The following is a 26116-nucleotide window of genomic DNA, read 5'->3' on the forward strand; positions in this document are numbered from 1 at the left end:
GGGCGGGTGACGAGTGAGGACGACGGTCTGCTGGGGCCCGCGGACGTACGGGAACTGGCCGCGGCGCTGGGCGTACGGCCCACCAAGCAGCGCGGGCAGAATTTCGTCATCGACGCGAACACCGTGCGGCGGATCGTGCGCACCGCCGGGGTGCGGCCGGACGACACGGTCGTCGAGGTCGGTCCCGGGCTCGGCTCGCTCACCCTGGCGCTGCTGGAGGCCGCTGACCGGGTCACCGCGATCGAGATCGACGACGTCCTCGCCGCGGCGCTGCCCGCGACCGTGGCCGCGCGGATGCCGGCGCGCGCCGGCCGCTTCGCGCTCGTCCACGCCGACGCCATGACCGTCACCGAGCTGCCCGGGCCGCCGCCCACCGCGCTCGTCGCCAACCTGCCGTACAACGTCGCCGTGCCCGTGCTGCTGCACATGCTCGCGGCCTTCCCCACGATCGAGCGCACGCTCGTCATGGTGCAGTCCGAGGTCGCCGACCGCCTCGCCGCCCGGCCCGGCAGCAAGGTGTACGGGGTGCCGTCGGTCAAGGCCTGCTGGTACGCCGACGTCAAGCGGGCCGGCGCCATCGGCCGCAACGTCTTCTGGCCCGCGCCCAACGTCGACTCCGGGCTCGTCTCGCTGGTGCGGCGCGACCCGCCGCGCACCACGGCGAGCCGGCAGGAGGTCTTCGCCGCGGTCGACGCGGCCTTCGCGCAGCGGCGCAAGACGCTGCGCGCCGCCCTCGCCGGATGGGCCGGCTCCGCGGCCGCCGCGGAGGCCGCGCTGATCGCCGCCGGGGTGTCGCCGCAGGCCCGCGGCGAGGCGCTCACCGTCGAGGAATTCGCCGCCATCGCCGAGCACAAGCCGTAACGCCACCATGAGGAGCGACCCGCCCGTGTCCGCCGTCACCGTCCGCGTGCCCGCCAAGGTCAACGTCCAGCTCACCGTCGGCGGCCGGCGCCCCGACGGCTTCCACGACCTGGCCAACGTCTTCCTCGCGGTCGGGCTGTACGACCACGTCACCGCGGCGCCCGCCGAGGGGCTGCGGCTCACCGCGGAGGGGCGGGACGTCGACCGCGTCCCGCTCGACGGCACGAACCTCGCCGCGCGCGCGGCCGTCGCGCTCGCCAAGCGGTACGGCATCGAACCGGACGTCCACCTGCACATCGACAAGGCCATCCCCGTCGCGGGCGGCATGGCGGGCGGCTCCGCGGACGCCGCCGGCGCGCTCGTCGCGTGCGACGCGCTGTGGGGGACGGGGGCGCCGCACGAGGAGCTCCTCGACCTGTGCGCCGAACTCGGCAGCGACGTGCCCTTCAGCCTCGTCGGCGGGGCCGCGCTCGGCCTCGGCCGCGGGGAGCGGCTCACGCCGCTGGAGGTCGGGGGCGGCTTCCACTGGGTCTTCGCCGTCGCCGAGGGCGGGCTCTCCACGCCCGAGGTGTACCGGGAGTGCGACCGCCTGCGGCGGGCCGCGGGAGGCGGGGACCTCGCGGCGGACCTCCCCGCGCCGGCCGCCGACCCGGAACTGGTCGCGGCGCTCGCGGCGGGGGACGCCTCCCGGCTGGCCGCGGTGCTCACGAACGACCTGCAGGCCGCGGCGGTCGGCCTGCGCCCGGAACTGGCCGGGACGCTCGCCGCGGGGACCGCGGGCGGCGCCCTCGCCGCGCTCGTCTCCGGTTCCGGCCCGACGTGCGCCTTCCTCGCCCCCTCCGCCGCCGCGGCGGACGCCCTCGCCGCCGCCCTCCCCGGCCGCGCCTACGCCGCCGTCGCTCCGGCCCCGGGAGCGACCGTCCTCTGACCGGGGGCGCCCCCCGTCCGCCCCCGCGGCCCCGCCGCCGGGAGGGCGGCTCGCCGCGCTCTTCCGCCGCCCCGGGGGCCGCTGCCGCGGCCGTCGCGGCGGGCGGCCGTCAGCCGGTCCTGCCGCGGCCCGAACGGGCCGGAACGGGCCGGCCCGTTCCGGCCTCGCCGGCGGCGCACCGCGCGCGTAGCCCCGCCCGCCCGCACGTGCGACGCCGCCGCGAGCTGGGCGCGGGGAGGTGCGCGGCCGGCCGGCCGCCCGTCGCGGCGGTGCGGGACCGCCGCGGGCGGCCGCGCGCAGCGGGATGGGGAGCCGGTCAGGTCACCTAGGGTGGAGGGGAGTGGTTCGTACTGCGCTGGGAGAGCGAGAAGTGGCCGTCAACCTGGTCAACGTGGAAGCCGTCGGCAAGACATACGGCACGCGTACCCTGCTGGACAGCGTCTCGCTGGGGGTGTCGGAGGGCGACCGCATCGGGGTCGTGGGGCGCAACGGCGACGGGAAGACGACGCTCGTGCGGATGCTCGCCCGGCTGGAGGAGCCGGATTCGGGGCGGGTGACGCACCAGGGCGGGCTGCGGCTCGGCGTGCTGACGCAGCACGACAGCCTGGACCCGGCGGCGACCGTGCGGCACGAGGTCGTGGGAGACCGGGCGGACCACGAGTGGGCGGGTGACGCCCGGATCCGCGACGTGCTCACGGGGCTCTTCGGCGGGCTGGACCTGCCGGGCTTCCCGGCGGGGCTGGACACGGTGATCGGCCCCCTGTCGGGCGGTGAGCGGCGCCGTGTCGCGCTCGCGAAGCTGCTCATCGACGAGCAGGACCTGATCGTGCTGGACGAGCCGACCAACCACCTGGACGTCGAGGGCATCGCGTGGCTCGCGGACCACCTGCGGGCCCGCCGCTCCGCGCTGGTGGTCGTGACGCACGACCGCTGGTTCCTGGACCAGGTGTGCAGCCGGATGTGGGACGTGCAGCGCGGCACCGTCCACGAGTACGAGGGCGGCTACAGCGACTACGTCTTCGCGCGCGCCGAGCGCGAGCGCATCGCGGCGACGGAGGAGAGCAAGCGGCAGAACCTGGTCCGCAAGGAGCTGGCCTGGCTGCGGCGGGGCGCCCCGGCGCGGACGTCGAAGCCGCGCTTCCGGGTGGAGGCCGCGAACGCCCTGATCGAGGACGTGCCGCCGCCGCGCGACTCCGCGGAGCTGATGCGCTTCGCCAACTCCCGGCTGGGCAGGACGGTCTTCGACCTGGAGGACGTGACCGTCACCGCGGGCCCCAGGCAGTTGCTGCGCCATGTGACGTGGCAGCTCGGCCCGGGCGACCGCGTCGGCCTGGTGGGCGTGAACGGCGCGGGCAAGACCTCGCTGCTGCGGGCGCTGGCGGACGCGAGCACCAGCGACGGCGAGCAGCAGCCGGCGGCCGGCCGGGTCGTGGTCGGCAGGACGGTGCGGCTGGCGTACCTGTCGCAGGAGGTCGCCGAGCTGGACCCGCAGTGGCGCGTGCTGCAGGCGGTGGAGGCGGTGCGCGGCCGGGTCGACCTCGGCAAGGGCCGGGAGATGACCGCGGGTCAGCTGTGCGAACGGTTCGGCTTCACCAAGGAGAAGCAGTGGACGCCGGTCGGCGACCTGTCCGGCGGTGAGCGGCGCCGGCTCCAGCTGCTGCGGCTGCTGATGGACGAGCCGAACGTCCTCTTCCTCGACGAGCCGACGAACGACCTGGACATCGAGACGCTCACGCAGCTGGAGGACCTGCTCGACGGCTGGCCGGGCTCGATGCTGGTGATCAGCCATGACCGCTACTTCCTGGAGCGCACCACCGACACGGTGTACGCGCTGCTGGGCGACCAGACCCTGCGGATGCTGCCGCGCGGCGTGGACGAGTACCTGGAGCGGCGGCGCGCGATGGAGGAGGCCGCGGCCCCCGCCGTACCGGCGAAGCAGCAGCAGAAGGACCGGCCGGTCGGCGACACCCGGGCCGCGAAGAAGGAACTCCAGCGCATCGAGCGGCAGTTGGACAAGGCCGCGGAGAAGGAGAAGGTGCTGCACGCGCGGATCGCCGAGCACGCCACGGATTTCGCGAAGGTCGCGGAGATCGACGCGGAGCTCCGGTCGCTGCGCGAGGAGCGCGAGGACCTGGAGATGCGCTGGCTCGAACTGGCTGACGAGGCAGGGCAGTAGGCCTGGTGGCGGCCCCCGGGCAGGCCGCGCGGCACGACCGCCGGCGGCCTGCGCGGGGCCCGTACGGGGGCGGTCCGGGCGCGCCCGCGGAGAGCGTGTAGCGGCCCGGTAACGGAACTGCCGGGGCCCGCGGGGGCGTCGGTGCCGGGTGATAGAAAGAATTTCCGCCCGACACTGATGTGAGTTGCGAAGAGGTCCCGCCGATGTCCCAGCCGCCCCCGCCGCCCGGCACCCCGCCCGAGTTCGGGAGGTCCGACGGGGCGGTTCCGCCGCCGCCGGGGCCTCCGCAGGCCCCGCCCCCGCCGCCGGGCGGCTACGGCTACCCGGCTCCGGCCTCCCCGCAGACCCCGCCGCCCCCCGCCCCGGGCGGCGGTTACGGCTACCCGGCCCCGGCCTCCCCGCAGACCCCGCCGCCCGCGGGGCCGAACCCGTACGCGCAGCCGGTGCCGCCGGGGCAGAACCCGTACGCCCAGGCCCCGACGCAGGCGGCCTTCCACGTCCCGCAGCAGACGCCGCCGCCGTACCCGGGGGCCCAGCAGCCGTACCCGGGGCAGCCGCCGTACGGCCAGACGCCCCCTCCGGGCCCGTACGGCTACCAGACGCCGGCGCCGTACCCGGGGGCCCCGGGCGGTCCGGGCGGCGCGCGGAACAACAACAAGCTGATCGCGGTCATCGCGGCGGTGGTGGCGGTGGCGCTGATCGCCGTCGTCGCCGTGTACTTCGCCACCAGGAGCGACGGCGGCGACGACCCGAAGCCGAAGCCGACGGCGAGCGGGCAGAAGGGCCCGACCGAGTCGCCGCACTCCGGCGAGCTGCAGTTCGCATGGGACAAGCCGGCCGACACGGTCGCCAAGAAGGACAACCTCAAGCGGATACCCGGCATCTGGTTCACCGACAAGCTCGTGGTGAAGCAGGAGATCAACAAGATCGTCGGCTACGACCTCGCCACCGGCTCCATGGCGTGGACGCTCGCCGCGCCCGCGGGCGACGACTGCTCGGCGGCGAAGGACACGTACCAGAACATGGCGGCGGTCCAGTACGGCCCGACGTGCAACCGGATCATGGTGTTCGACCTGACGACGGGCGCCGCGAAGTGGTCCGCGACGCTGCCCGGCGGCGACAGCAGCGGCACCGACTTCGACTACTCGCAGATGGCCATCAGCGGCGACACGGTCGGCGTGGACTGGATGGAAGGCTCCGTCGCCTACCGCATCAGCACCCAGAAGGTGCTGTGGCAGGGCGGCAACGGCAACTGCGAGGACGACGGCTACGCCGGCGGCGCGCAGTTCGTGGTCGTCGTCAACTGCGACTTCAGGACGTACAAGGTGCAGGTCGTCGACCCGGAGAACTCCGGCAAGGCGAAGTGGTCGTGGCAGGCGCCGAGCGGCTTCGAGGTCAAGGCGGTCGTCTCGACCGACCCGGTCGTGGTGGTGCTCGACACGCAGAACGGCGACGCGCTGGCCACCGACGTGGTCACCCTCGCGGACGGCAGGATGCTCTCACGGATCTCGCTCGGCACCGACAAGTACGACATCTCGCTCGGTGACAACGGCGTCGAGGACGTGCACAACATCCTGGTCTCCAAGGACACCGTCTACCTGACGCTGCGCAGCCAGGGTGACAGCAAGGGCCAGGTGCTCAGCGGCATCGTCGCCTTCAACACCGCGGACGGCAAGCAGAAGTGGATAGCCAAGCCGCAGGACAAGCAGGCCATCGTGGGCCTGGACTTCCTGCCGGACGGCAAGATCCTCGCCGTGGAGCCGCCGGACTACGACGTGGACGGGCAGCTGGACACCGTCGACCCGGCGACCGGAGCGATGCAGAAGTACGCCGTCTTCGCCGACGGCACGGCCGACAAGGTCGGTGACATGTCGGACCTGGAAGGCTACATGTACTGGCACAACGGCCACCTCCTCTACTCCTGCCACACCGTCTACGAGAGCAACGACGACCAGAAGTACGTCGTCGACCTCCACTGACGGCGGCTCACCGCGGGCCCGCCCGCGGCGCGTCGCGCTCACCCGCGCGCCCCCGGCGTGCGCGAGGGCCCGGAATTCCCGGGCCCTCGTGCCGCGTCGGGGGCGCGCCGTCATGGGGCAAGCGTGTACCTTCGCCTGCCTGGGCGCCACCGCCCGGACGCGCGGTTGGGAGGGGCCGTCGCGCGGTATGCGTAGGGCAATGGGGGGCGGCGGGGACCGGGCCGCCCGTGGAGGGGGTGTCCTGGATGGGGGTACGGCTCGTCGTCGTCGACGACCACCGGCTGCTGGCGGAGGCGCTGGCGTCCGCGCTGAAACTGCGCGGGCACCGGGTGCTGGCCGCGTCGGCGCCGTCCGGTGGGGCGGCGGAGCTGGTGCTGGGCCGCTCGCCGGAGGTGTGCCTTTTCGGCACGGCCGCCCCGGCCGCGCCCGGTGCGTTCGAGCCGGTGGCGCGAATCCGCCGGGAGCGCCCGGCGGTCGCGGTGGTGGTGCTGGGGCCGGTGCCGGACCCGCGCGGCATCGCGGCGGCGTTCGCGGCGGGTGCGTCCGGCTACGTACGGCACGACGAGCGCATCGAGGGCGTGGAGCGGGCCATGGCCAAGGCGCGGGCGGGTGAGGTGGCCATCGCCCAGCCGCTGCTGCAGGGCGCCTTCGCCGAGCTCCTCGACCCCGCCCAGCAGCCGGACGACGAGGGCGTGCGGCTGCTGGAGATGCTGACCCCGCGGGAGATCGAGGTGCTGGTGCGGGTCGCCGAGGGGGAGGACACCCGGCTGATCGCCGCCGGGATGCGGATAGCGCCGAGCACCGCGCGCACCCATGTGCAGCGGGTGCTGATGAAGCTCGGGGTCGGGTCCCGGCTGGAGGCGGCGGCGCTGGCCGCGCGCACGGGCCTGCTGGACCGGGCGGCCGCCCCGGTGCCCCGCTGAGGGCCTGCCGCCGGACCGGCGGCGGAAGCGCTCACGAATCTGTTCGTCTTTGTTTGGTTGTGCCCGAAGCGGAGTCGCCGCCCTGCGCCGACCGACCCGTCAACTTCTCCCGCGCCCGCGCATTGACTGCGCTGTTGTGTCATGATTCATTGTGTGCGGTTCTGTTGGGTGATTGTGGTGTGAGGGGTCAGCAGGGTGAAGAAGACGACGACCCGGCTCGCGGACGGCCGCGAACTCATCTATTACGACGGGGACGAGCGCCCCGGCGGCGCGGCAGCGCCCGTTCGTGACGCCGTCGACCGCCGCCCCCTGGAGCCCGTCTCCACCCACTCGGAACTCCGCAGGGACCGGCTGCTCGGCGACACGGTGGCCATCGCCTCGCACCGCCAGGGCCGCACCTACCACCCGCCCGCCGACGAGTGCCCGCTGTGCCCGTCGCGCGAGGGGCGGCTCAGCGAGATCCCCGACAGCGACTACGAGGTCGTCGTCTTCGAGAACCGCTTCCCCTCGCTCGCCGGCGACGCCGGCCGCTGCGAGGTGGTGTGCTTCACCTCCGACCACGACGCCTCGTTCGCCGACCTCACCGAGGACCGCGCCCGCCTCGTCCTCGACACCTGGACCGACCGCACCCTGGACCTGTCCCGGCACCCCGGCGTCGTCCAGGTCTTCGCCTTCGAGAACCGCGGCAAGGAGATCGGCGTCACCCTCGGCCACCCGCACGGCCAGATCTACGGCTACCCGTTCGTCACCCCGCGCACCTCGCTCATGCTGAACACGCTCGCGGAGCACCGCGAGCGCACCGGCCGCAACCTCTTCGACGACGTGCTCGCCGACGAGACGGCCGACGGCGGCCGCGTGGTGCTGGCCGCCGAGCACTGGGTGGCGTTCGTCCCGCACGCCGCCCACTGGCCGTACGAGGTGCACCTCTTCCCGCGCCGCCGCGTGCCGGACCTGCTCGCGCTCGACGAGGACGCGCGCGCCGAGTTCCCGCGCGTCTACCTGGAGCTGCTGCGCCGCTTCGACCGGATCTTCGGCGCGGACCAGCCGCCCACGCCGTACATCTCCGGGTGGCACCAGGCGCCCTTCGGCATCCCCGAACGACGCGATTTCGCCCTGCATCTGGAGCTTTTCACGATTCGCCGCACATCGGGCAAGCTGAAGTACCTTGCGGGATCCGAGTCCGGGATGGGCGCCTTCGTCAACGACGTCCCGCCGGAAGCCGCCGCACTGCGACTGCGAGAGGTAGCGAGTACGTGACCGAGAATCCCAGGAAGGTGCTGGTCACCGGAGGCGCCGGGTACATCGGCGGGGTGGTGGCCGCGCGGCTGCTGAACGCCGGGCACCAGGTGACCGTGCTGGACGACCTGTCCACCGGCTTCCGCGCCGGGGTACCGGACGGCGCCGAATTCGTCGAGGGGCGGATCCAGGACGCCGCCGAGGTGCTGGACCCCGGTTACGACGCGGTGCTGCACTTCGCCGCCTTCTCGCAGGTCGGCGAGTCGGTCGCGGATCCGGGCAAGTACTGGCGCAACAACGTCGGCGGCACCATGGACCTGCTGGACGCCATGCGCGGCGCCGGGGTGCGCACCCTGGTCTTCTCCTCCACCGCCGCCACCTACGGCGAGCCGGCGACCGTCCCCATCACCGAGGACGCGGTCACCGCCCCCACGAGCCCGTACGGCGCCAGCAAGCTCGCCGTCGACCACATGATCGGCGCCGAGTGCGCCGCGCACGGCCTGGCCGCGGTCTCGCTGCGCTACTTCAACGTCGCGGGCGCGTACGGCGGGCAGGGCGAGCGGCACGACCCCGAGTCGCACCTCATCCCGCTGGTGCTCCAGGTGGCCCAGGACCGCCGCGAGGCGATCGCCGTCTTCGGCGACGACTACCCGACGCCCGACGGCACCTGCGTACGCGACTACATCCACGTCGCCGACCTCGCCGACGCCCACCTGCTGGCCCTCACCCACGCGGCGCCCGGGGAGCACCTGGTGTGCAACCTCGGCAACGGCAGCGGCTTCTCCGTCCGCGAGGTCATCGACACCGCCCGGCAGGTGACCGGGCACCCCATCCCCGAGACCGCGCAGCCGCGCCGGGCCGGCGACCCCGCCGTGCTCGTCGCCTCCGCGCAGCGCGCCCGCGACCGGCTCGGCTGGCAGCCCGTGCGCACCGACCTCGCCGGCATCATCCGCGACGCGTGGACCTTCGCCCAATCCCTTCGGGAGGACGCATGACCGACGGCCCCGGCACGACCGACGACCTCGGCATAGCCTTCAAGGAAGCCTTCGGCCGCGACCCCGAGGGCTGCTGGTCGGCGCCCGGACGGGTGAACCTGATCGGCGAGCACACCGACTACAACGACGGCTTCGTGCTGCCCTTCGCCCTCGACCGGACCACCCGTGCCGCCGTCGCCCGCCGCGACGACGGCCTCCTGCGGCTGCATTCCGCCGACATGCCCGGCGGCGTCGTCGAACTGCGCCTGGACGACCTCGCCCCCGGCACCGACGCGGGCTGGGCCACCTACCCCGCCGCCGTGGTGTGGGCGCTGCGCGAGGCCGGCCACCCGGTGGGCGGCGCCGACCTCCACTACGCCAGCACCGTGCCGGTCGGGGGCGGCCTGTCCTCCTCCGCGGCCCTCCAGGTCGTCACCGCACTCGCCCTCACCGACCTGCACGGCGCCGACCTGCCGCGGCAGGAACTGGCGCTGCTGTGCCAGCGCTCGGAGAACGTGTACGTCGGGGCGCCCGTCGGCGTCATGGACCAGACCGCCTCCGCGTGCTGCACCGGCGGCCACGCCCTGCACCTGGACGTGCGCGGCCTGGTGCAGCGCCAGGTCCCGCTGGACCTCGCCGGGGCCGGGCTCACGCTGCTCGTCGCCGACACCCGCGTCAAGCACGCGCACGCGGACGGGGCGTACGCGCGGCTGCGTTCCGGCTGCGAGGCCGCCGCGGCCGAACTGGGCCTCGCGGCACTGCGGGACGTGCCCTTCGACGGCCTCGGCGCGGCGCTCGACGCCCTCTCCGACGAGCGGCTGCGCCGGCTGACCCGGCACGTCGTGACCGAGAACCGGCGCGTCGAGGAGGTCGTCGCGCTCTTCGACGCCGGGTGCGTCGCCGAGGTCGGGCCGGTCCTGACGGCCGGTCACGCCTCGCTGCGGGACGACTTCCAGGTCTCCTGCGCCGAGCTGGACCTGGTGGTCGAGGCCGCGCTCGCCGGCGGCGCGCTCGGCGCGCGGATGACCGGCGGCGGCTTCGGCGGCTCCGCGGTCGTCCTGGCCCCGACTCCGGCGGCGCCCGCCGTCGCCTCCGCGGTCCTCGCCGCCCTGCCCGGCGCCGGCGTGTTCGAGGCCGTCCCCTCGCCGGGGGCGCACCGGCTGAGCTGAGCGAATCCCCGTATCCCCGGCCGCCGATCCCCGCCCGTACGGGCAACTTGCGCCAAGACGGCGCCATTCCGCCGGGGAACCCCTACGCTTTTCCCACAACGCCGGTGGGGGCCGGCGTTCATCAGGGGGCGAGACGCAGGGATCCGGCCCCGTCCGCGGGCGGCGGCCCGGGGTACGGGGCCGGGTCCCACGCGAGGCCCCGCCACTGGGGGAGTGCCGTACACCGGGAGTGGTGTCCGTGGGACGAATCCGCGTTCTCGTCGTCGATGACCACCGCATCTTCGCCGAGTCGCTCGCCGCCGCCCTGGCGGCGGAGTCAGACGTCGACGTGTCGGCGGCAGGCAGCGGCCCCGCCGCGCAGCGCTGCCTCGACCGGGCGGCCGTCGACGGCCGCCGTTACGACGTGCTGCTGGTCGACGCCGATCTGGGCACCGCGCCGCGGGGCCGGCCGGCGCTGGCGTCCGTACCGACGCCGTCGGCGCTGCGGGCGGCCGAGCCGCGCGATCCGGTGCTGGACGGGCTCGCGCTGGTCGAACGGGTGCGGGCCGAGCACCCGGGGACGCGCACGGTGGTGCTCGCCGAGCGCGACGACCCGCACCGCGCCGCGTCGGCGCTGCAGGCCGGGGCGTCCGGCTGGGTGGCCAAGGACTGCTCGCTGTCGCGGCTGCTGGCGGTGGTGCGCGGGGTGCTGCGGGACGAGACGCATCTGCCGCCCGCGCTGCTGACCGGGGTGCTGCGCGAGCTCACCGCGGCCCGGCGGCACCGCACCGAGAGCGAGCAGCTGGTGGAGTCGCTGACGCCGCGTGAGCAGGAGGTGCTGCGCTGCATGGTGGCCGGGCTCGGCCGCAAGGCGGTCGCCGAGCGGCTGTTCCTGTCCCCGCACACGGTGCGGACCCACATGCAGAACGTGCTGGGCAAGCTCGGCGTGCACTCCACGCTGGCGGCCGTGGCGCTGGCACGGCGGGCCGGAGTCGGCCCGGTGGAGCTGGCCGCGTCAGGTGGGGATGTTGTCGAACGGCGCGGTCAGCTGTCGTAGCAGGCCCGCGAGCTCCGCTCGCTGGGCCTGGGTCAGCTCGCCCAGGATGGCGCGTTCCTGGGCGAGCAGGCCGGCCAGGGCCCGGTCGGCGCGGTCCTGGCCCGCGGGGGTGAGCCGGACGAGCACCCCGCGCCGGTCGGTGGGGTCGGGGAGCCGCTCGACGAGCCGCTTCTCGGCGAGCCGGTCGATCCGGTTGGTCATCGTGCCGGACGTGACGAGGGTCTGCGTGAGCAGCTGCCCCGGCGAGAGCTGATACGGCGTCCCGGCCCGCCGCAGCGCGGTGAGGACGTCGAACTCCCAGGGCTCCAGCCCGATCTCCGCGAACGCCAGCCGCCGGGCGCGGTCCAGGTGCCGTGCGAGCCTGCTGACCCGGCTGAGCACTTCGAGCGGTTCGACGTCGAGGTCGGGGCGCTCTCGGCGCCATGCAGCGACCAGCCGGTCGACCTCGTCCTCCATGGAGATCAGTGTAGTAGGTCTGTCGATATGAAGTCTCTTGACATCAAGATATCTCCGGGTGGAGCCTGGAAGCGGAGAGACGAACCTCGCGCTCCGTTTCGGCAGCGGTTCCGTACCACCCAGGGAGTACGAACGATGCAGGCAAGCCCGACGTGGGACCCCCACCAGTATCTCCACCACTCCGCCCACCGCACCCGTCCGTTCCTCGACCTCCTCCACCGGATTCCGGAACTGCCCGGCGGCGGCTCCCCGCGGATCGCCGACATCGGCTGCGGGCCGGGCAACGTCACGGTGCTGCTCACCGACCGCTGGCCCGCCGCCCGTGTCACCGGCTTCGACAACTCGGCCGAGATGCTGGCCGCCGCGCGGCAGTACGCCGGGCCCACCCCGGGCGGCGGCACCCTGGACTTCCGCCGGGCCGACGCCGCCGAGTGGACGCCCGACGAGCCCTACGGCCTGATCGTCTCCAACGCCGCGCTCCAGTGGGTGCCCGGCCACGCCGACCGCTTCGCCGACTGGCTCGGCCGGCTCGCCCCCGGCGGGGTCCTCGCCTTCCAGGTGCCGGGCAACTTCACCGCGCCCAGCCACGCGCTGCTCGCCGAACTGTGCGAGTCCCCGCGCTGGCGCGAACGGCTGGACGGCCACGGCCGCGCCTACGTCCACATCCTCGGCCCGGCCGGCTACCTGGAGCACCTGACGGGGCTGGGCTGCACCGAGGTGGACGTCTGGGAGTCGACGTACGTGCAGCTCCTCCAGGGCGAGGACCCGGTGCTCGACTGGACCAAGGGCACCGCCCTGCGCCCGGTGCTGACGGCGCTGGACGGCGACCCGGCCGCCGCCCGCGAGTTCGTCGGGCAGTACCGCGACCTGCTGCGCAAGGCCTATCCGCCGGGCCCGCACGGAACGGTCTTCCCCTTCCGCCGGATCTTCGCCGTCGCCCGCACCCGCGCGCGCTGACCGGCACCCGCCGGGTGCCGCTCCCGCGGACGCCGGGGGGCCGCACCCGGCCCGCTGCGCCCCGTCAGCCGTTGTACGTGCTCTGCGCCCGCTCCAGGCCCTCGGTGACGAGCGCCTCGACGGCGTCGGCGGCGCGGTCCACGAACCACTCCAGTTCCTTGCGCTCGGCCGCGGAGAAGTCCTTGAGGACGAAGGCGGCCACGTCCATCCGGCCCGGCGGGCGGCCGATCCCGGCCCGCACGCGCAGGTAGTCCGGGCCCATCGCCTTGGTGAGCGACTTCAGCCCGTTGTGCCCGTTGTCACCGCCGCCGAGCTTGAGCCGCAGCGTCGCGTACGGGATGTCCAGCTCGTCGTGGACGGCGACGATCTGCGCGGTCGGCACCTTGTAGAAGTCCCGCAGCGCGGTCACCGGCCCGCCGGAGAGGTTCATGTAGGACAGCGGCTTGGCCAGCACCACCCGGCGGCTCAGCGGCCCGGGCGGCCCGATGCGGCCCTCGACGACCTGGGCCTGCGCCCTGCCGGAGCGCTTGAAGCTGCCGCCCATCCGGGAGGCGAGCAGGTCGGCGACCATGAAGCCGATGTTGTGCCGGTTCCCGGCGTGTTCGGGGCCCGGGTTGCCCAGCCCGGCCACCAGCCAGGGCGCTGTGCTGTCGCTCATCGAGTCTCCAGGGGTGCGGGGGTCCGCCCGGTCCTGGCCGGGGGATCAGACACGGCCGCCGCCGTACCCCGGGACAGGGTACGGCGGCGGACCGCAGCGGCAGGCTCAGGCCTCGTCGTCCGCGGCTTCCTCGGCGGGAGCGGCCTCGGCGCCCTCGGCGGCCTCGGCACCCTCCTCGGTCTCCTCGGCGGCGGCCTCCTCGGCCTGCGCGGCCAGGACCTGGATCACCACGGCGTCCTCGTCGACGGCCAGCGTGACGCCCTTGGGCAGCTCGATGTCCTTGGCCAGGACGGAGGCGCCGGCCTCCAGGCCCTCGACGCTGACGGTGACGGACTCGGGGATGTGGGTCGCCTCGGCCTCGACGGGCAGCGCGGCCAGCACGTGCTCCAGCAGGTTGCCGCCGGGGGCCAGCTCGCCCTCCGCGGTCACCGGGATCTCGACGTTGACCTTCTCGCCGCGCTTGACCGAGAGCAGGTCGACGTGCTCCAGGAAGCCCTTGATCGGGTCGCGCTGCACGGCCTTGGGGATGACCAGCTCGGACTTGCCGTCGATCTCCAGCGAGATCAGGACGTTCGCGGTGCGCAGCGCGAGCAGCAGCTCGTGGCCGGGCACGGAGACGTGCTTGGGCTCGGCGCCGTGGCCGTAGATGACGGCGGGGACCTGGTCGGCGCGGCGGATGCGGCGCGCGGCGCCCTTGCCGAACTCGGTGCGCAGAGCGGCAGGGATCTTGACCTCGGACATGAGGTTCACTCCTCGTGGTGGCTGACGGTACGGTCGCCCGGCCCCGACGGGCCGATCCACGGTGCACGAGGAGCGCGTCGATAACGGAGCCGGATGCCGGACCGCGTCAGACGCGTCCGGGGCCTCCCTCGCCGAGCAACGCGGACAGCGTAACCGGCAGGGAGGCCCCGGACGAAATCGATCACCGAGTGGAGCGGGCGGAGGATCGATGGTCGATCATCGATTCCCGGTGGCGGAGTACCGATTCTGCGGCCTCCGTACGGGATGTCAGTGCGCGCCCTCGAAGAGGCTGGTCACCGAACCGTCCTCGAAGACCTCGCGCACCGCGTTGGCGATGGTCGGCGCCATCGACAGGACGGTGATCTTGTCGAGGTCCAGCTCGGCCGGCGTCGGCAGGGTGTCGGTCAGGATGAACTCGCTGACCTTCGAGTTCTTCAGCCGGTCGGCGGCCGGACCGGACAGCACGCCGTGGGTGGCCGTCACGATGACGTCCTCGGCGCCGTTGGCGAACAGCGCGTCCGCGGCCGCGCAGATGGTCCCCGCCGTGTCGATCATGTCGTCGACCAGCACGCACACCCGGCCCCTGACGTCGCCGACGACCTCGTGGACGGTCACCTGGTTGGCGACGTCCGGGTCACGGCGCTTGTGCACGATGGCCAGCGGCGCGCCCAGCCGGTCGCACCAGCGGTCGGCGACGCGTACCCGGCCGGCGTCCGGCGAGACCACGGTGAGCTTGTCGCGGTCCACCTTGGAGCCCACGTAGTCCGCCAGCACCGGCAGCGCGAACAGGTGGTCCACCGGGCCGTCGAAGAAGCCCTGGATCTGGTCGGTGTGCAGGTCGACGGTGAGGATCCGGTCGGCGCCCGCGGTCTTGAACAGGTCGGCGATGAGCCGCGCGGAGATCGGCTCGCGGCCGCGGTGCTTCTTGTCCTGCCGCGCGTAGCCGTAGAAGGGGACGATCACGGTGATGCTGCGTGCCGACGCCCGCTTCAGGGCGTCCAGCATGATCAGCTGCTCCATGATCCACTGGTTGATCGGCCGGGTGTGGCTCTGGATCAGGAAGCAGTCGGCGCCGCGCGCCGACTCCTGGAACCGGACGTAGATCTCGCCGTTGGCGAAGTCGAAAGCCTTGGTCGGCACCAGCTCGACGCCGAGTTCCCGTGCCACCGCCTCCGCCAGATCGGGGTGTGCGCGGCCGGAGAAGAGCATCAGTTTCTTCTCACCGGTCGTCTTGATCCCGGTCACTGCACCGTCTCCTTGGTGTTCGACTGGTGTTCGACACAGCGGCGCCCGGATGCGGGCGTGCTGGCGGAATTGTGTGCACCCCACACGGTACGCCCCCTCCGGCGCATGTGTGCACCTCGGAGGGGCCGATGAGACAGCCCTCACTCACCCGCCGCTCACCTGTGCGACGGGTGGTGTTCGTCCTGCGGAAAGGCGCAGGTGGGTGTGGGAGAGGCGGGCGAGGGGAAGGGGTGCGGATCAGTCGTCCGCCCGGCCCTCCCGGGCCCGCTCGGCGGCCTGCGCGGCGGCGCTGCCCGGGCGCTTGCGGGCGACCCAGCCCTCGATGTTGCGCTGCTGCCCGCGGGCCACCGCGAGCGAGCCGGCCGGCACGTCCTTGGTGATCACCGAGCCGGCCGCGGTGTAGGCGCCGTCGCCGACCACCACGGGCGCCACGAACATGTTGTCCGAGCCGGTCTTGCAGTAACTGCCGATGGTCGTGTGGTGCTTGGCCTCGCCGTCGTAGTTGACGAAGACGCTGGCCGCGCCGATGTTGGTGTGGTCGCCGATCGTCGCGTCACCCACATAGCTCAGGTGCGGCACCTTGGTGCCCTCGCCGATCGAGGCGTTCTTCATCTCGACGTACGTGCCCGCCTTGGCGCCGCGGCCGAGCCGCGCGCCGGGGCGCAGGTACGCGTACGGGCCGACGTTCGCCTCCGGGCCGATCTCGGCCTGCTGGGCGACGGTGTTGGACACCCGCGCGCCCTCGCCGACGACGGTGTCGGTCAGCGTGCAGTTCGGGCCGACCTCCGCGCCGGAGGCCACCCGGGTGGCGCCGAGCAGCTGGGTGTTGGGGTGGATCACCGCGTCGGGCTCCAGCACCACGCCCGCGTCCAGCCACGTCGAGGCCGGGTCGACGACGGTCGCGCCGTCCAGCATCGCCTCGTGCAGCAGCCGGTCGTTGAGCACCCGGCGGGCCTCGGCGAGCTGCACCCGGTTGTTGACCCCGGCGATCTCCCGGTGGTCGGCCGCGGTCCAGGCGCCGACCCGGTGGCCGGCCTCGCGCAGGATCGCGAGGGTGTCCGTCAGGTACTCCTCGGCCTGCGAGTTGTCGGTGGTGATCTTGGTGAGCGCGTCGGCGAGCAGCGCGGCGTCGTAGGCGTAGACGCCGGAGTTGACCTCGGTGATCGCCTGCTGGTCCGGGGAGGCGTCCTTCTGCTCCACGATCGCGGTGACCTGGCCGTCCGTCACGTCCCGCACGATCCGTCCGTATCCGGTCGGGTCCGGCACGTGCGCGGTGAGCACGGTCACCGCGTTGCCGTCCGCCTGGTGCGCGGACACCAGCGTCGCCAGCGTCCGGGCGGTCAGCAGCGGGGTGTCGCCGTAGGTCACCACCAGGGTGCCCTCGGGGGTGACGCCGTGCCGGGCCAGCTCCTCCAGGCCGATGCGGACCGCGTGCCCGGTGCCGTTCTGCTCCTCCTGGACGGCCGTCAGCGCGTCCGCGTCCACCGCCGCGAGGTGCTCGGCGACCTGCTCGCGCCCGTGGCCGACGACCACCAGCAGCTGCTCGGGGTCCAGCTCGCGCGCGGCGGCGACCACGTGGCCGAGCAGGGAGCGGCCGCAGATCGGGTGCAGCACCTTCGGGGTGGCCGACTTCATGCGTGTGCCCTCACCCGCGGCGAGGACGACGACGGCAGCCGGACGTGTGGGGCTCACGGGGAGAACTCCTGGGCTTCGGGAGCGGGACCCCCGCAGAATACCCAGGCCACCCGGGCCGGGCCATCCGCTGCCCCGGGCGCCCGCCCGGCTCACCGCTTTCGCGCACCTGCTCCGCCGCCAGGACTCGAACCCGGACTTAAGGCACCAAAAGCCCCAGTGCTGCCATTACACCACGGCGGATCAACTCGGCCTTCCCGGCGATCTGGTCGGGACGGCGAGCCGGTCGGTCCCCATCATGCCGCACCGGACATGGTGCACGCGACGGAGATCCGGGTAGGCATCGATCGGTGCCCGCCCGACGCGGTCCTGTCGTCCACGGGGCGCCGCTGCAATACTTACGGCAGCGTAGGTTACGCGTAACCGCTGATTACAGCCCCCCACCTCCTTCCGACAGGGACAGATATGACCGCACAGACAGACGTGAGGCCCGAGTCCCGGGAACCGGATCCCGGGACGACGAGGCAGGAAATGCCGATCGCCACGCGCGGCGGCGAGAGCAAGCGCTCGATCGAGCAGATCGCGCTGCTGCTGTTCATCTGCATCCCCTTCGTGGCGCTGCTCGCCGCGGTGCCACTGGCCTGGGGGCGCGGGATGAGCTGGCTCGACCTGGGCCTCATGGTGGGGATGTACTTCCTCGGCTGTCACGGCATCACCATCGGCTTCCACCGGCACTTCACGCACAGCTCGTTCAAGGCCGCGCGCCCGCTGAAGATCGCACTGGCCGTCGCCGGCTCGATGGCCGTCGAGGGCCCGATCGTGCGCTGGGTCGCCGACCACCGCAGGCACCACAGGTTCAGCGACGCCGACGGCGACCCGCACAGCCCCTGGCGCTACGGCGAGACGCTCCCCGCCCTGCTCAAGGGCCTGTGGTGGGCGCACATGGGCTGGCTCTTCGACGAGGAGCAGACCCCGCAGCAGAAGTACGCGCCCGACCTGATCAAGGACCCGGCGATCCGCCGCATCTCCCGCGACTTCTGGCTGTGGACGACGCTGTCGCTGGCCATCCCGCCGGTCGTGGGCGGCCTGGTCACCATGTCGTGGTACGGCGCCTTCACCGCCTTCTTCTGGGGGTCACTCGTTCGGGTGGCGCTGCTGCACCACGTCACCTGGTCGATCAACTCCATCTGCCACGCGGTCGGCAAGCGCCCGTTCAAGTCGCGGGACCGCTCCGGCAACGTGTGGTGGCTGGCGGTCCTGTCGTGCGGCGAGTCGTGGCACAACCTGCACCACGCCGACCCCACCTGTGCCCGGCACGGCGTGCTGCGCGGCCAGATCGACTCCAGCGCCCGCCTCATCCGCTGGTTCGAGATGGCCGGCTGGGCGACCGACGTGCGGTGGCCCACCGCCGACCGGATCGCCTCCCGGCGTAAAGAGGACGTAAGCGAAGCGGCATGATGGGGGCGTGAGCGACGGGAGACAGCGCAGGGCGACGGCCACCCGCGGATCCGCCGAGGCCGCCGCACCGGCCCCCTCGGGACCGACCGCACGGCGCACCCGGCGGGTCCGCATGACCGGCAAGGAACGCCGCGAGCAGCTCCTCGACGTGGGCCGCACGCTGTTCGCCGAGCGCGGCTACGAGGCCACCTCGGTCGAGGAGATCGCCCACAAGGCCGGGGTGTCCAAACCCGTGGTCTACGAGCACTTCGGCGGCAAGGAAGGCCTCTACGCCGTGGTGGTGGACCGGGAGATGCGCCGGCTGCTCGACATGGTCACCGGGGCCCTCACCGGCGGCCATCCGCGTGAACTGCTGGAGCAGGCCGCCTTCGCGCTGCTGGACTACATCGAGCGCTTCACGGACGGCTTCCGCATCCTGGTGCGCGACTCGCCCGTCGCGCAGTCCACCGGCACCTTCGCCTCGCTCATCAGCGACATCGCCACGCAGGTCGAGGACATCCTCGGCCACGAGTTCAAGCAGCGCGGCTTCGACCCGAAACTCGCCCCGATGTACGCCCAGGCGCTCGTCGGCATGGTCGCGCTGACGGGCCAGTGGTGGGTGGAGGTGCAGCGCCCGAAGAAGTCCGAGGTCGTCGCCCACCTCGTCAGCCTGTCCTGGAACGGGCTGTCGGGCCTGGAGCCCAAGCCCCGGCTGGTCGGCCACCGCAAGAGCTGAGCGGGGCCGCCGTACGACGAAGGGCCGCCGCACGAAGAGGAGCCGCCCCGGGCCCGTGCCCGGGCGGCTCCTCCTGTTTTCGCCGGACCGGGCGTCAGCCGGTGTTGCGCAGGCCCGCCGCGACACCGTTGACGGTCAGCAGCAGGGCGCGCGACAGCAGCGGGTCCGGCTCCTCACCGCGCGCGGCGGCCTCCCGCTGCCGGGCCAGCAGGGTGACCTGGAGGTAGGAGATCGGGTCCAGGTACTGGTCGCGGATCCGGAAGGTCTGCGCCAGCACCGGGCTCGCCGCCAGCAGCTCGGACTCGCCGGTCAGCCGCAGCACCTCGCGCACCGTCAGCTCGTGCTCGGCCTCGATCGCGGTGAAGACGTGCTTGAGCTCGTCCGGGACGAGCGTGTCGACGTAGTGGCGGGCGATCCGCAGATCGGTCTTGGCCAGCGTCATCTCGACGTTGGACAGGAAGTTGCGGAAGAAGTGCCACTGCCCGAAGGCCTCGTTCAGCACCTCCTCCAGGCCCGCCTCACGCGCCGCCTTCAGGCCCGAGCCGACGCCGTACCAGCCGGGGACGATCTGCCGGGACTGCGTCCAGCCGAACACCCACGGGATCGCCCGCAGGCCGTCCAGGCCCATGCCGGAGTCCGGGCGGCGGGACGGGCGCGAGCCGAGGTGCAGCTCACCCAGCTGGTCGACCGGGGTGGAGGCGAAGAAGTACTTCGGCAGGTCCGGGTCCTCGACGAGCGTGCGGTACGCGCCGTGCGCGGCCTCCGAGACGATGTCCATCGCCGCGTCCCAGCGCGCCAGCGCCTCGTCGGACTGCCGCGGCGCGGTGTGCAGCGCGGACGCCTGGAGCGTCGCGGCGACGGTCAGCTCCAGGTTCTCCCGGGCCAGCGACGGGATCAGGTACTTGTCGGAGATGACCTCGCCCTGCTCGGTCACCTTGATCTCGCCCTCCAGGGTGCCCCACGGCTGCGCGAGGATCGCGGTGTGCGAGGGGCCGCCGCCACGGCCGACCGTGCCGCCGCGGCCGTGGAAGAGCCGCAGCCGCACGCCGTGCCGGTGCGCCACGTCGCGCAGCCGGCGCTGCGCCCGGTGGATCTCCCACTGCGAGGTCGTGATGCCGCCGAACTTCGAGGAGTCGGAGTAGCCGAGCATGACCTCCTGGACGTCGCCCCGCAGCGACACCAGCCGCCGGTAGGACGGGTCCGACAGCATCTCGTCCAGCAGCTTGTCGGCGATCTTCAGCTCGACGGTGGTCTCCAGCAGCGGCACGATGCCGATCTTGGCGACGCCCGCGTGCAGGTCGATCAGCCCGGCCTCGCGCGCCAGCACCGCGGCCGCGAAGACGTCGTCGGAGCCGAAGCACATCGAGATGATGTAGGACTCCATCACCTCGGGACCGAAGCGCTCGAAGGCCTCGCGCATCGTGTGGAAGACGCCGAGGGTCTTGGCGCCCGCGGCGTCCAGCGGCGCCGGGGTGGGGGCCAGCGGGCGGCGCGAGCGCAGCTCCTTGGCGAGCAGCTTGCGGCGGTAGTCGCGCGGCATGTCGGCGTAGCGCCAGGACTCCTCGCCGAGCCGGTCGAAGAGCTGGCCCAGCGCGTGGTGGTGGGCCTCGGCGTGCTCGCGCACGTCCATCGTCGCCAGCTGCAGGCCGAACGCCGACAGGGTGCGGATCGTGCGGTCCATCCGCCCGTCGGCGATCAGGCCGCCGCGGTGGGCGCGCAGCGAGTCCTGGATCAGCTGGAGGTCGGTGAGCAGCGCGGCGGTGCCCAGGTAGTCCCGGCCGGGGACGTGCGGGGTGCCGGAGGCCAGCCGCTCGCGGGTGTTGATGAGCTTCTGCCGGATGCAGGTCGCCTTGAGGCGGTAGGGCTCCTCGGCGTTCAGCCGCTTGTAGCGCGGGCTGATCTCGGGCAGCGCGACCAGGTCGGTGGCCAGCGAGTCGAGCAGCTCGTCGCTCGCGCCGGAGTTGCGGATCGAGTTCGACAGCGCGCCGCGCAGGGTGTCGACCAGCTCCAGGGCGTCGCTGATGCCGTGCTCGTGCTGGAGGATCAGCACCTCCCAGGTGACCTCGGGGGTCACGTTGGGGTTGCCGTCCCGGTCGCCGCCGATCCAGGTGCCGAAGGTCAGCGGACGGGTCCCCGGCGGCAGCGGCACGCCGACCCGCTCCAGCTCCGAGGCCAGGTCCTCCAGCACGTCGCCGACCGCGCCGGCGTGCAGCTCGTCGAGGTAGTAGATCGCGTTGCGCGCCTCGTCGGCCGGCTCCGGCCGCACCACGCGCAGCTCGTCGGTCTGCCACAGCAGGTCGATGTTCTCGGCCAGCCGCAGGTCGGCGCGCCGCCGGTCGCCCGTGCTGCCCTCGCCGGCGCCGTGCCCGTCCTCCAGCAGCTCGGCGATGCGGCGCAGCTTGTTCAGCACCGAGCGGCGGGCCGCCTCGGTGGGGTGCGCGGTGAAGACGGGCCGGACGTTGAGGTTGCGGACCGTCTCGCGTACGTGCTCGGGATCGCCGTCCTTGAGCAGGTCGGCGGTCTGGGCGAGCAGACCGCCCTCGGCCGCCCGCCGGGAGCGCAGCTCGCGACCGCGGTGCACCTGCTCGGTGACGTTGGCGAGGTGGAAGTAGGTGGAGAAGGCGCGGACCAGCTTCGCGGCGGTCTCCAGGTCGGTGTCGCCGAGCAGTGCGGCGGCGGCCTCCCCGTCGCTGCGGGTCAGGGCGCGGACCTTCTCGACGAGGTCGAGGAGCTCCTGCCCTTCCTGGCGCACCAGCGTGCCGCCCAGCAGGTCTCCCAGGCGGCGGATGTCGGCGCGGAGGGCGGAACCGCTGGCGGTGCTGGCGGTACTGCTGTCCGGGGCGGTGTCGGCGCTGCTCACAGGTGCGGCTCCTTGTGCAGGGATGTGTGGACGGCGTACTCGCGGACCGCGCTGTCCGGCCGTTCCAGGATAGGTCGCCGCCCGCCCGCCGAGACGTCCAGCCCACGTGCCGGACACCCGGCGGCTGCCCGCGGCCGCCGGGAACGGCCCGGAACGTCCGCGGCGACCCGGGCGCGCGGCCGCCGTTTCGCGGCCGGTACGCGCCCGGTACGCCCGGGCGCCCACCGCCTACGCTGGACGCCATGAGTACGACGGGGGCGCACGTACCGGACGACGGCGCCGGGGGAGGCGCGGCAGGCGGCAGCGCGGCACCGGTGCTGCTCCCCACCGGCTGGTGGTGGTGGCAGCGGCGGCGCAGTTTCCTGCTCGACGCGGTGCTCGCCGCGGTCTCCGCGATCGAGTGCGCCTTCGAGGGCGGCACCTTCGCCGACCGGGTCGGCGTGCCCGCCTTCCTCGGTGCGCTGGTCGGCGTCCTGGTCGGCGGGGTCCTGCTGCTGCGCCGCCGCTGGCCGGTCGCGGTGGTGCTGGTCGCCATAGCGATGACCCCCGCGCAGACCGGTTTCCTGCTCTCCCTCGTCGGCCTCTACACCCTCGCCGCCTCCGAGGTGCCGCGCCGCATCACCGCGGCCCTGGCCGGGATGAACGGTTTCGGCACCATGCTCGTCGCCGTCATCCAGTTCCAGGACAACCTGGACACCTCCGGCGACGGCAGCGCGCTGCGCATGCCCGTCACGCTCTTCGTCTCCGTCCTCATGGCCCTGGGCCTCACCGGCCCCCCGGTGCTCCTCGGCCTGTACGTCCGCGCCCGGCGCCGGCTCGTGGAGAGCCTGCGCGAACGCGCCGACGGCCTGGAGCGCGAGCTCGAACTGCTCGCCGAGAAGGCGGCGGAGCGCGCCGAGCGGGCGCGTGCGGAGGAGCGCACCCGGATCGCGCGCGAGATGCACGACGTCGTCGCCCACCGGGTGAGCCTCATGGTCGTGCACGCCGCCGCGCTCAAGGCCGTCGCCCTCAAGGACCCGCAGAAGGCCTCCGCCAGCGCGGAGCTGCTCGGCGACATGGGGCGGCAGGCGCTCACCGAGCTGCGGCAGATGCTGGGCGTGCTGCGCGCCTCGGAGGCCGCGTCCCCCGCCGCCGCTCCCGCCCCGGAACCGGCCGCCTCCCGGGAGGCGGAGGAGGGCCCGACGCTGGCCCGGCTCGCCGCCCTGGTGGAGGAGTCGCAGGCGGCCGGCATGGGCGTCGAGCTGACGGTCGAGGGCGCGAGGCGCCCGTGCGGCGCGCGGATCGAGGCGACCGTCTACCGCGTCGTCCAGGAGGCCCTCACCAACGTCCACAAGCACGCGGCGGGCGCCAGCGCGGTCGTCCGCCTCGCCTACCGTGAGGCCGAGGTCGCCGTCCTCATCACCAACGGCCCCTCCGACGGCACCGCCCAGACGGCCCTCCCCAGCGGCGGCCACGGCCTCATCGGCATGCGTGAGCGCGTCACCTCCCACGGCGGGGGCTTCGCCGCCGGCCCCACCCCCGACGGCGGCTTCCGCGTCTCGGCCATGGTCCCCCTCCAGAACGCCTGACGACGCCCCCCGGGGCCCACGGCCGCCGCCGCGCCCGGCTCCCACCCCTGGCGTGGCCCGGTGACGGGCGGAGGTGGCAGCCGCGGGGGAACGTGAGCCCCCGGGGGCGCCGGCCCTCGGCCCGAGCCGGGGAGTGCCGGCCCCAGGCGGCCGGGCGAGCGCTCAGACGGAGGGGCCGGGGGCGCGGGCCCTCAAGTGGTGGGGTCCGGGGGCGCGGGAGGGCGCGGATCCCTCCCCGTCAGCGCGGCCAGCGCGCTGCGCACGCGCGCGAAATGAGCCCGCAGCTCGTCGCGTCGCACCTCGTGCTCCCGCAGCGCCCGCTCGCTCTCCCTGCGCACCCTCTCCTCGTACGCCCGCGCCCGCGCGAGCACCGCGGTGGCCCGCCGCTCCGCCTCCGCCTCCCGGGCGCGCAGTGCCTCCTCGGCGGCGGCGCGTTCGCGGTGCGCCGCTTCGAGCCGCCGCTCGGCGTCGGCGAGCAGCTCGCCGAGCCTGCTGCCGGCCCCGGCCTCGCGCTCGGCGAGTTCCCGCTCCAGCGACTCCAGCCGCGTGCGCCGCTCCTGCTCGCCCCGCGCCGCGCCGCGTTCGGCGTCCTGCCGTACGGCCTCCAGCGTCTGCCCGGCCTCGGCGCGTACGGCCTCGGCCTCCGCGCGTGCCCGGCCGAGGATGTCGGCGGCCCGGGCGCAGGCCGCGTCGAGCATCCGCTCGGTCTCCTCGTCGGCGGCGGCGAGCCGCGCGGAGGCGGCGGCGCGGGACTCGTCCTGGAGGGTGCGCCGCGCGGTCTCCGCGGCGTCCCGCGCGTACTGCGCCTCGGCCTCGGCCCGCGCGCGGACGGCCGCGGCCTCCTCCTCGACCAGCCGCATCAGCTCGCGCGGGCCGGGGCCGAGCGATGCGAAGGCCGAGGAGGGGAGCGCCTCGAACTGCTTGCGCAGCGCCGCGTGCTCCGCCTCCATCTCACCTGCGAGCTCGCTGAGCCGGGCGGCCCGCTCCCACGCGGCGTCGCGGTCCTCGGACAGCTCCTCCAGGAAGCGGTCGACCTGCTCGGGCCGGTAGCCGAGGCCACGCCCGCGGACCCGCCGCAGGGGCACCGTGTCCTCGGCGTCCGTGGCCCTCCCGGAGGCCCGGACGTCCGTTCCCGCCGGAGGCGTCCCCGCCGATGCGGTCGTGTCGCTGCCCATGCGTCTGCCCTTTCGCCGCCGGCGGTCCGCGCTCCGCTGCCGCGCCTGTCTCCCTTTTTACGGCTTATGCCCGAATTGTAGGAGGTGGGTGTCCCGGCCGCCCGTCTCCTTCGGGCATCCGGGCCACCGCCCCTGACAATCCCCTACCCGGAAAACGGCAGGGGCCGGGCGGAAGGGCCGAAAGCCCTTCCGCCCGGCCCCGGCGGCCGCAGCCGCCTTGCCGGGACGCCCGCCGCTACAGCAGCCCGTCCCACATCTGCTCGATGAGCACCGACCACCAGTTGTCGGGCGAGGCGATGGCCGCCGGATCCTGCGCGGCCAGCTGCGCCTGGAAATCCACCGTCCAGTGCCCGGCCTGCTCGGGCGTGAGCCCGATCCGCAGCCGCCACATCCGCCCGAGCAGCGCCATGCACCGGGCGAACTCCGGCAGGCTGGAGTTCACGAACTGCGGTGCCGCGGGCGGCGCTCCGGCCGGACCCCCCTCCAGCGGCAGCGCCACGATCTGCGCGGTGCCGTACTGCACGCACAGCTGGCGCCCGAAGTCGTTGCCCATCACCAGGTACGAGCCCGCGTCCGCGGCCGGCTGCACGCCGCGCGCGGCCGCCAGTTCGGCGAGCGTCGGCACCGGCTGGCCCGGCTGGGCCTGCGCCCAGAAGAACGGCCCGAAGTCCATCGGCAGCCCGGCCCACATCAGCGTCTGGGCCACGATGTCGGGCACGCCCTGCCGCGAGACGGCGCGCTGGTCGAAGCGGAAGACGCCCTGCGGGCCGAACGCGCCCGCCAGCTCCTGCCCGATCACGTCGAGCCCGACCGGCGGCACCCGCAGCACGCTGTGCGCGTCGGGCATCGGCACGCGTTGCGGCTGCGGCCGCGCGGGCGCGCCCGCCACCTGGTGCAGCTCGCCCTGGTGCGTCAGCAGGTGCTGGACGCCCTGGCGGCGACTCGCGTGGTCCCGGCCGTAGGGGGCGGTGTGGCTGATCCGCACCTGCGGCCAGGTCTCCCGGATCATCCGTGTGCAGTAACCGCCGGGCAGGTCGCAGGACTCCAGCTCGGTGTGCAGTTCGAGGACCTGCTCCGGCCGCACGCCCGCCGACCGCAGCTCGTGCAGGATCTGCCACTCCGGATGCGGGGTGCCGGGCGCGGAGCGCCGGATGATCTGCTGCTCGCTGCCGTCCGCCCCGCGGTAGCGCAGCACGGCCATGTAGCCGGGGCCGACCGTCGGCACCCCCGCGCCCGGCTGCGGATAGCCGTACGCGGGTGCGGGTGCGGGTGCGGGCGGGGGCGTGCCGGTGCCGGCGGCGAAGGGCGCGGGTGTGCCGGTGCCGGGTCCGGCGAGCATGGTGGCGGCGTAGTGCGGGTCGTTGCTCGA

21 protein-coding genes and 1 tRNA gene are annotated in these 26116 nt (G+C 74.0%); 13 read left to right on the forward strand and 9 right to left on the reverse strand.

The window, feature by feature from the left end:
* The first annotated feature begins 6 nt into the window (after nt 1–6).
* The 9 genes from rsmA (at nt 7) to ACH4SE_RS05880 (ending at nt 11282) form a co-directional block, all read left to right on the forward strand.
* Complete coding sequence (rsmA, locus tag ACH4SE_RS05840; RefSeq protein WP_398542028.1) at nt 7–861, forward strand: 16S rRNA (adenine(1518)-N(6)/adenine(1519)-N(6))-dimethyltransferase RsmA; 855 nt, start codon at nt 7–9, stop codon at nt 859–861.
* A gap of 7 nt (nt 862–868) precedes the next feature.
* A complete protein-coding gene (locus ACH4SE_RS05845; protein ID WP_398542029.1) occupies nt 869–1789 on the forward strand; it encodes a 4-(cytidine 5'-diphospho)-2-C-methyl-D-erythritol kinase in 921 nt (306 codons plus the stop codon).
* 370 nt (nt 1790–2159) lie between these two features.
* Nucleotides 2160–3965 (forward strand): ABC-F family ATP-binding cassette domain-containing protein, encoded by a 1806-nt coding sequence (locus ACH4SE_RS05850; protein ID WP_398542030.1) that lies wholly within the window; start codon nt 2160–2162, stop codon nt 3963–3965.
* A 203-nt stretch (nt 3966–4168) separates the two neighbouring features.
* A complete protein-coding gene (locus tag ACH4SE_RS05855) occupies nt 4169–5944 on the forward strand; it encodes a hypothetical protein (RefSeq protein ID WP_398542031.1) in 1776 nt (591 codons plus the stop codon).
* Nucleotides 5945–6189: 245 nt separating this feature from the next.
* Nucleotides 6190–6867 carry a response regulator transcription factor gene (locus ACH4SE_RS05860; protein WP_398542032.1) on the forward strand — a complete coding sequence of 226 codons (678 nt, stop codon included), beginning with the start codon at nt 6190–6192 and terminating at the stop codon, nt 6865–6867.
* Nucleotides 6868–7062: 195 nt separating this feature from the next.
* Nucleotides 7063–8124, forward strand: coding sequence for a galactose-1-phosphate uridylyltransferase (gene galT, locus ACH4SE_RS05865; protein ID WP_398542033.1), 1062 nt, complete (start codon nt 7063–7065; stop codon nt 8122–8124).
* Complete coding sequence (gene galE / locus ACH4SE_RS05870; RefSeq protein ID WP_398542034.1) at nt 8121–9098, forward strand: UDP-glucose 4-epimerase GalE; 978 nt, start codon at nt 8121–8123, stop codon at nt 9096–9098. The genes galT and galE overlap by 4 nt, the downstream gene beginning before the upstream one ends.
* Entirely contained in the window at nt 9095–10246 is a 1152-nt protein-coding gene (gene galK / locus ACH4SE_RS05875) for a galactokinase (protein ID WP_398542035.1), read from the forward strand. The genes galE and galK overlap by 4 nt, the downstream gene beginning before the upstream one ends.
* A gap of 238 nt (nt 10247–10484) precedes the next feature.
* Nucleotides 10485–11282 carry a LuxR C-terminal-related transcriptional regulator gene (locus ACH4SE_RS05880; protein ID WP_398542155.1) on the forward strand — a complete coding sequence of 266 codons (798 nt, stop codon included), beginning with the start codon at nt 10485–10487 and terminating at the stop codon, nt 11280–11282.
* On the opposite strand, the gene ACH4SE_RS05885 is transcribed toward ACH4SE_RS05880, so the two are convergent.
* Nucleotides 11241–11738 (reverse strand): MarR family winged helix-turn-helix transcriptional regulator, encoded by a 498-nt coding sequence (locus tag ACH4SE_RS05885; protein WP_398542036.1) that lies wholly within the window; start codon nt 11736–11738, stop codon nt 11241–11243. The two genes, ACH4SE_RS05880 and ACH4SE_RS05885, sit on opposite strands and share 42 nt — an antisense overlap.
* 135 nt (nt 11739–11873) lie before the next feature.
* Here ACH4SE_RS05885 and ACH4SE_RS05890 point away from each other — a divergent pair, with 135 nt between their 5' ends.
* Nucleotides 11874–12695, forward strand: a complete 822-nt coding sequence (locus ACH4SE_RS05890; RefSeq protein ID WP_398542037.1) for a trans-aconitate 2-methyltransferase — start codon at nt 11874–11876, stop codon at nt 12693–12695.
* Nucleotides 12696–12759: 64 nt separating this feature from the next.
* Here ACH4SE_RS05890 and pth read toward each other — a convergent pair whose 3' ends face one another.
* The 5 genes from pth to ACH4SE_RS05915 form a co-directional block, all read right to left on the reverse strand.
* Entirely contained in the window at nt 12760–13353 is a 594-nt protein-coding gene (pth, locus tag ACH4SE_RS05895; protein WP_398542038.1) for an aminoacyl-tRNA hydrolase, read from the reverse strand.
* Nucleotides 13354–13458: 105 nt separating this feature from the next.
* On the reverse strand, nt 13459–14094 hold the full coding sequence (locus ACH4SE_RS05900; protein ID WP_398542039.1) for a 50S ribosomal protein L25/general stress protein Ctc: 636 nt from the start codon (nt 14092–14094) through the stop codon (nt 13459–13461).
* 267 nt (nt 14095–14361) lie between these two features.
* Nucleotides 14362–15339 carry a ribose-phosphate diphosphokinase gene (locus ACH4SE_RS05905; RefSeq protein ID WP_398542040.1) on the reverse strand — a complete coding sequence of 326 codons (978 nt, stop codon included), beginning with the start codon at nt 15337–15339 and terminating at the stop codon, nt 14362–14364.
* A 237-nt stretch (nt 15340–15576) separates the two neighbouring features.
* Entirely contained in the window at nt 15577–17031 is a 1455-nt protein-coding gene (glmU, locus tag ACH4SE_RS05910; RefSeq protein WP_398542041.1) for a bifunctional UDP-N-acetylglucosamine diphosphorylase/glucosamine-1-phosphate N-acetyltransferase GlmU, read from the reverse strand.
* A 112-nt stretch (nt 17032–17143) separates the two neighbouring features.
* Nucleotides 17144–17214, reverse strand: a tRNA-Gln gene (locus ACH4SE_RS05915).
* A 288-nt stretch (nt 17215–17502) separates the two neighbouring features.
* Here ACH4SE_RS05915 and ACH4SE_RS05920 point away from each other — a divergent pair.
* Nucleotides 17503–18429 (forward strand): acyl-CoA desaturase, encoded by a 927-nt coding sequence (locus ACH4SE_RS05920; RefSeq protein ID WP_398542042.1) that lies wholly within the window; start codon nt 17503–17505, stop codon nt 18427–18429.
* A gap of 7 nt (nt 18430–18436) precedes the next feature.
* Nucleotides 18437–19144, forward strand: coding sequence for a TetR family transcriptional regulator (locus ACH4SE_RS05925; RefSeq protein ID WP_398542043.1), 708 nt, complete (start codon nt 18437–18439; stop codon nt 19142–19144).
* A 94-nt stretch (nt 19145–19238) separates the two neighbouring features.
* Here the strand turns inward: ACH4SE_RS05925 and ppc are convergent, their stop codons facing one another.
* Nucleotides 19239–22004 (reverse strand): phosphoenolpyruvate carboxylase, encoded by a 2766-nt coding sequence (ppc, locus tag ACH4SE_RS05930; protein WP_398542044.1) that lies wholly within the window; start codon nt 22002–22004, stop codon nt 19239–19241.
* A 242-nt stretch (nt 22005–22246) separates the two neighbouring features.
* On the opposite strand from ppc, the gene ACH4SE_RS05935 reads away from it, so the two are divergent.
* Nucleotides 22247–23572 carry a sensor histidine kinase gene (locus tag ACH4SE_RS05935; RefSeq protein WP_398542045.1) on the forward strand — a complete coding sequence of 442 codons (1326 nt, stop codon included), beginning with the start codon at nt 22247–22249 and terminating at the stop codon, nt 23570–23572.
* A gap of 191 nt (nt 23573–23763) precedes the next feature.
* On the opposite strand, the gene ACH4SE_RS05940 is transcribed toward ACH4SE_RS05935, so the two are convergent.
* Both ACH4SE_RS05940 and ACH4SE_RS05945 read right to left on the reverse strand, forming a co-directional pair.
* On the reverse strand, nt 23764–24747 hold the full coding sequence (locus tag ACH4SE_RS05940) for a cellulose-binding protein (protein WP_398542046.1): 984 nt from the start codon (nt 24745–24747) through the stop codon (nt 23764–23766).
* Between the two features lie 235 nt (nt 24748–24982).
* Nucleotides 24983–26116, reverse strand: a 1134-nt coding sequence (locus tag ACH4SE_RS05945; RefSeq protein ID WP_398542047.1) for an SUKH-4 family immunity protein, incomplete at its 5' end; no start/stop codon positions are given.

The organism is Streptomyces sp. NPDC020983 (assembly GCF_044333485.1).
Lineage (GTDB): Bacteria > Actinomycetota > Actinomycetes > Streptomycetales > Streptomycetaceae > Actinacidiphila.

Excerpts from the sequence above, each read along its gene's own strand:
- ACH4SE_RS05845 (WP_398542029.1), top strand. The coding sequence starts at position 869 with ATGAGGAGCGACCCGCCCGTGTCCGCCGTCACCGTCCGCGTGCCCGCC.
- ACH4SE_RS05855 (WP_398542031.1), top strand. The coding sequence starts at position 4,169 with ATGTCCCAGCCGCCCCCGCCGCCCGGCACCCCGCCCGAGTTCGGGAGG.
- ACH4SE_RS05860 (WP_398542032.1), top strand. The coding sequence starts at position 6,190 with ATGGGGGTACGGCTCGTCGTCGTCGACGACCACCGGCTGCTGGCGGAG.
- galK (WP_398542035.1), top strand. The coding sequence starts at position 9,095 with ATGACCGACGGCCCCGGCACGACCGACGACCTCGGCATAGCCTTCAAG.
- ACH4SE_RS05885 (WP_398542036.1), bottom strand. The coding sequence starts at position 11,738 with ATGGAGGACGAGGTCGACCGGCTGGTCGCTGCATGGCGCCGAGAGCGC.
- ACH4SE_RS05890 (WP_398542037.1), top strand. The coding sequence starts at position 11,874 with ATGCAGGCAAGCCCGACGTGGGACCCCCACCAGTATCTCCACCACTCC.
- pth (WP_398542038.1), bottom strand. The coding sequence starts at position 13,353 with ATGAGCGACAGCACAGCGCCCTGGCTGGTGGCCGGGCTGGGCAACCCG.
- ACH4SE_RS05900 (WP_398542039.1), bottom strand. The coding sequence starts at position 14,094 with ATGTCCGAGGTCAAGATCCCTGCCGCTCTGCGCACCGAGTTCGGCAAG.
- ACH4SE_RS05920 (WP_398542042.1), top strand. The coding sequence starts at position 17,503 with ATGCCGATCGCCACGCGCGGCGGCGAGAGCAAGCGCTCGATCGAGCAG.
- ACH4SE_RS05935 (WP_398542045.1), top strand. The coding sequence starts at position 22,247 with ATGAGTACGACGGGGGCGCACGTACCGGACGACGGCGCCGGGGGAGGC.
- ACH4SE_RS05940 (WP_398542046.1), bottom strand. The coding sequence starts at position 24,747 with ATGGGCAGCGACACGACCGCATCGGCGGGGACGCCTCCGGCGGGAACG.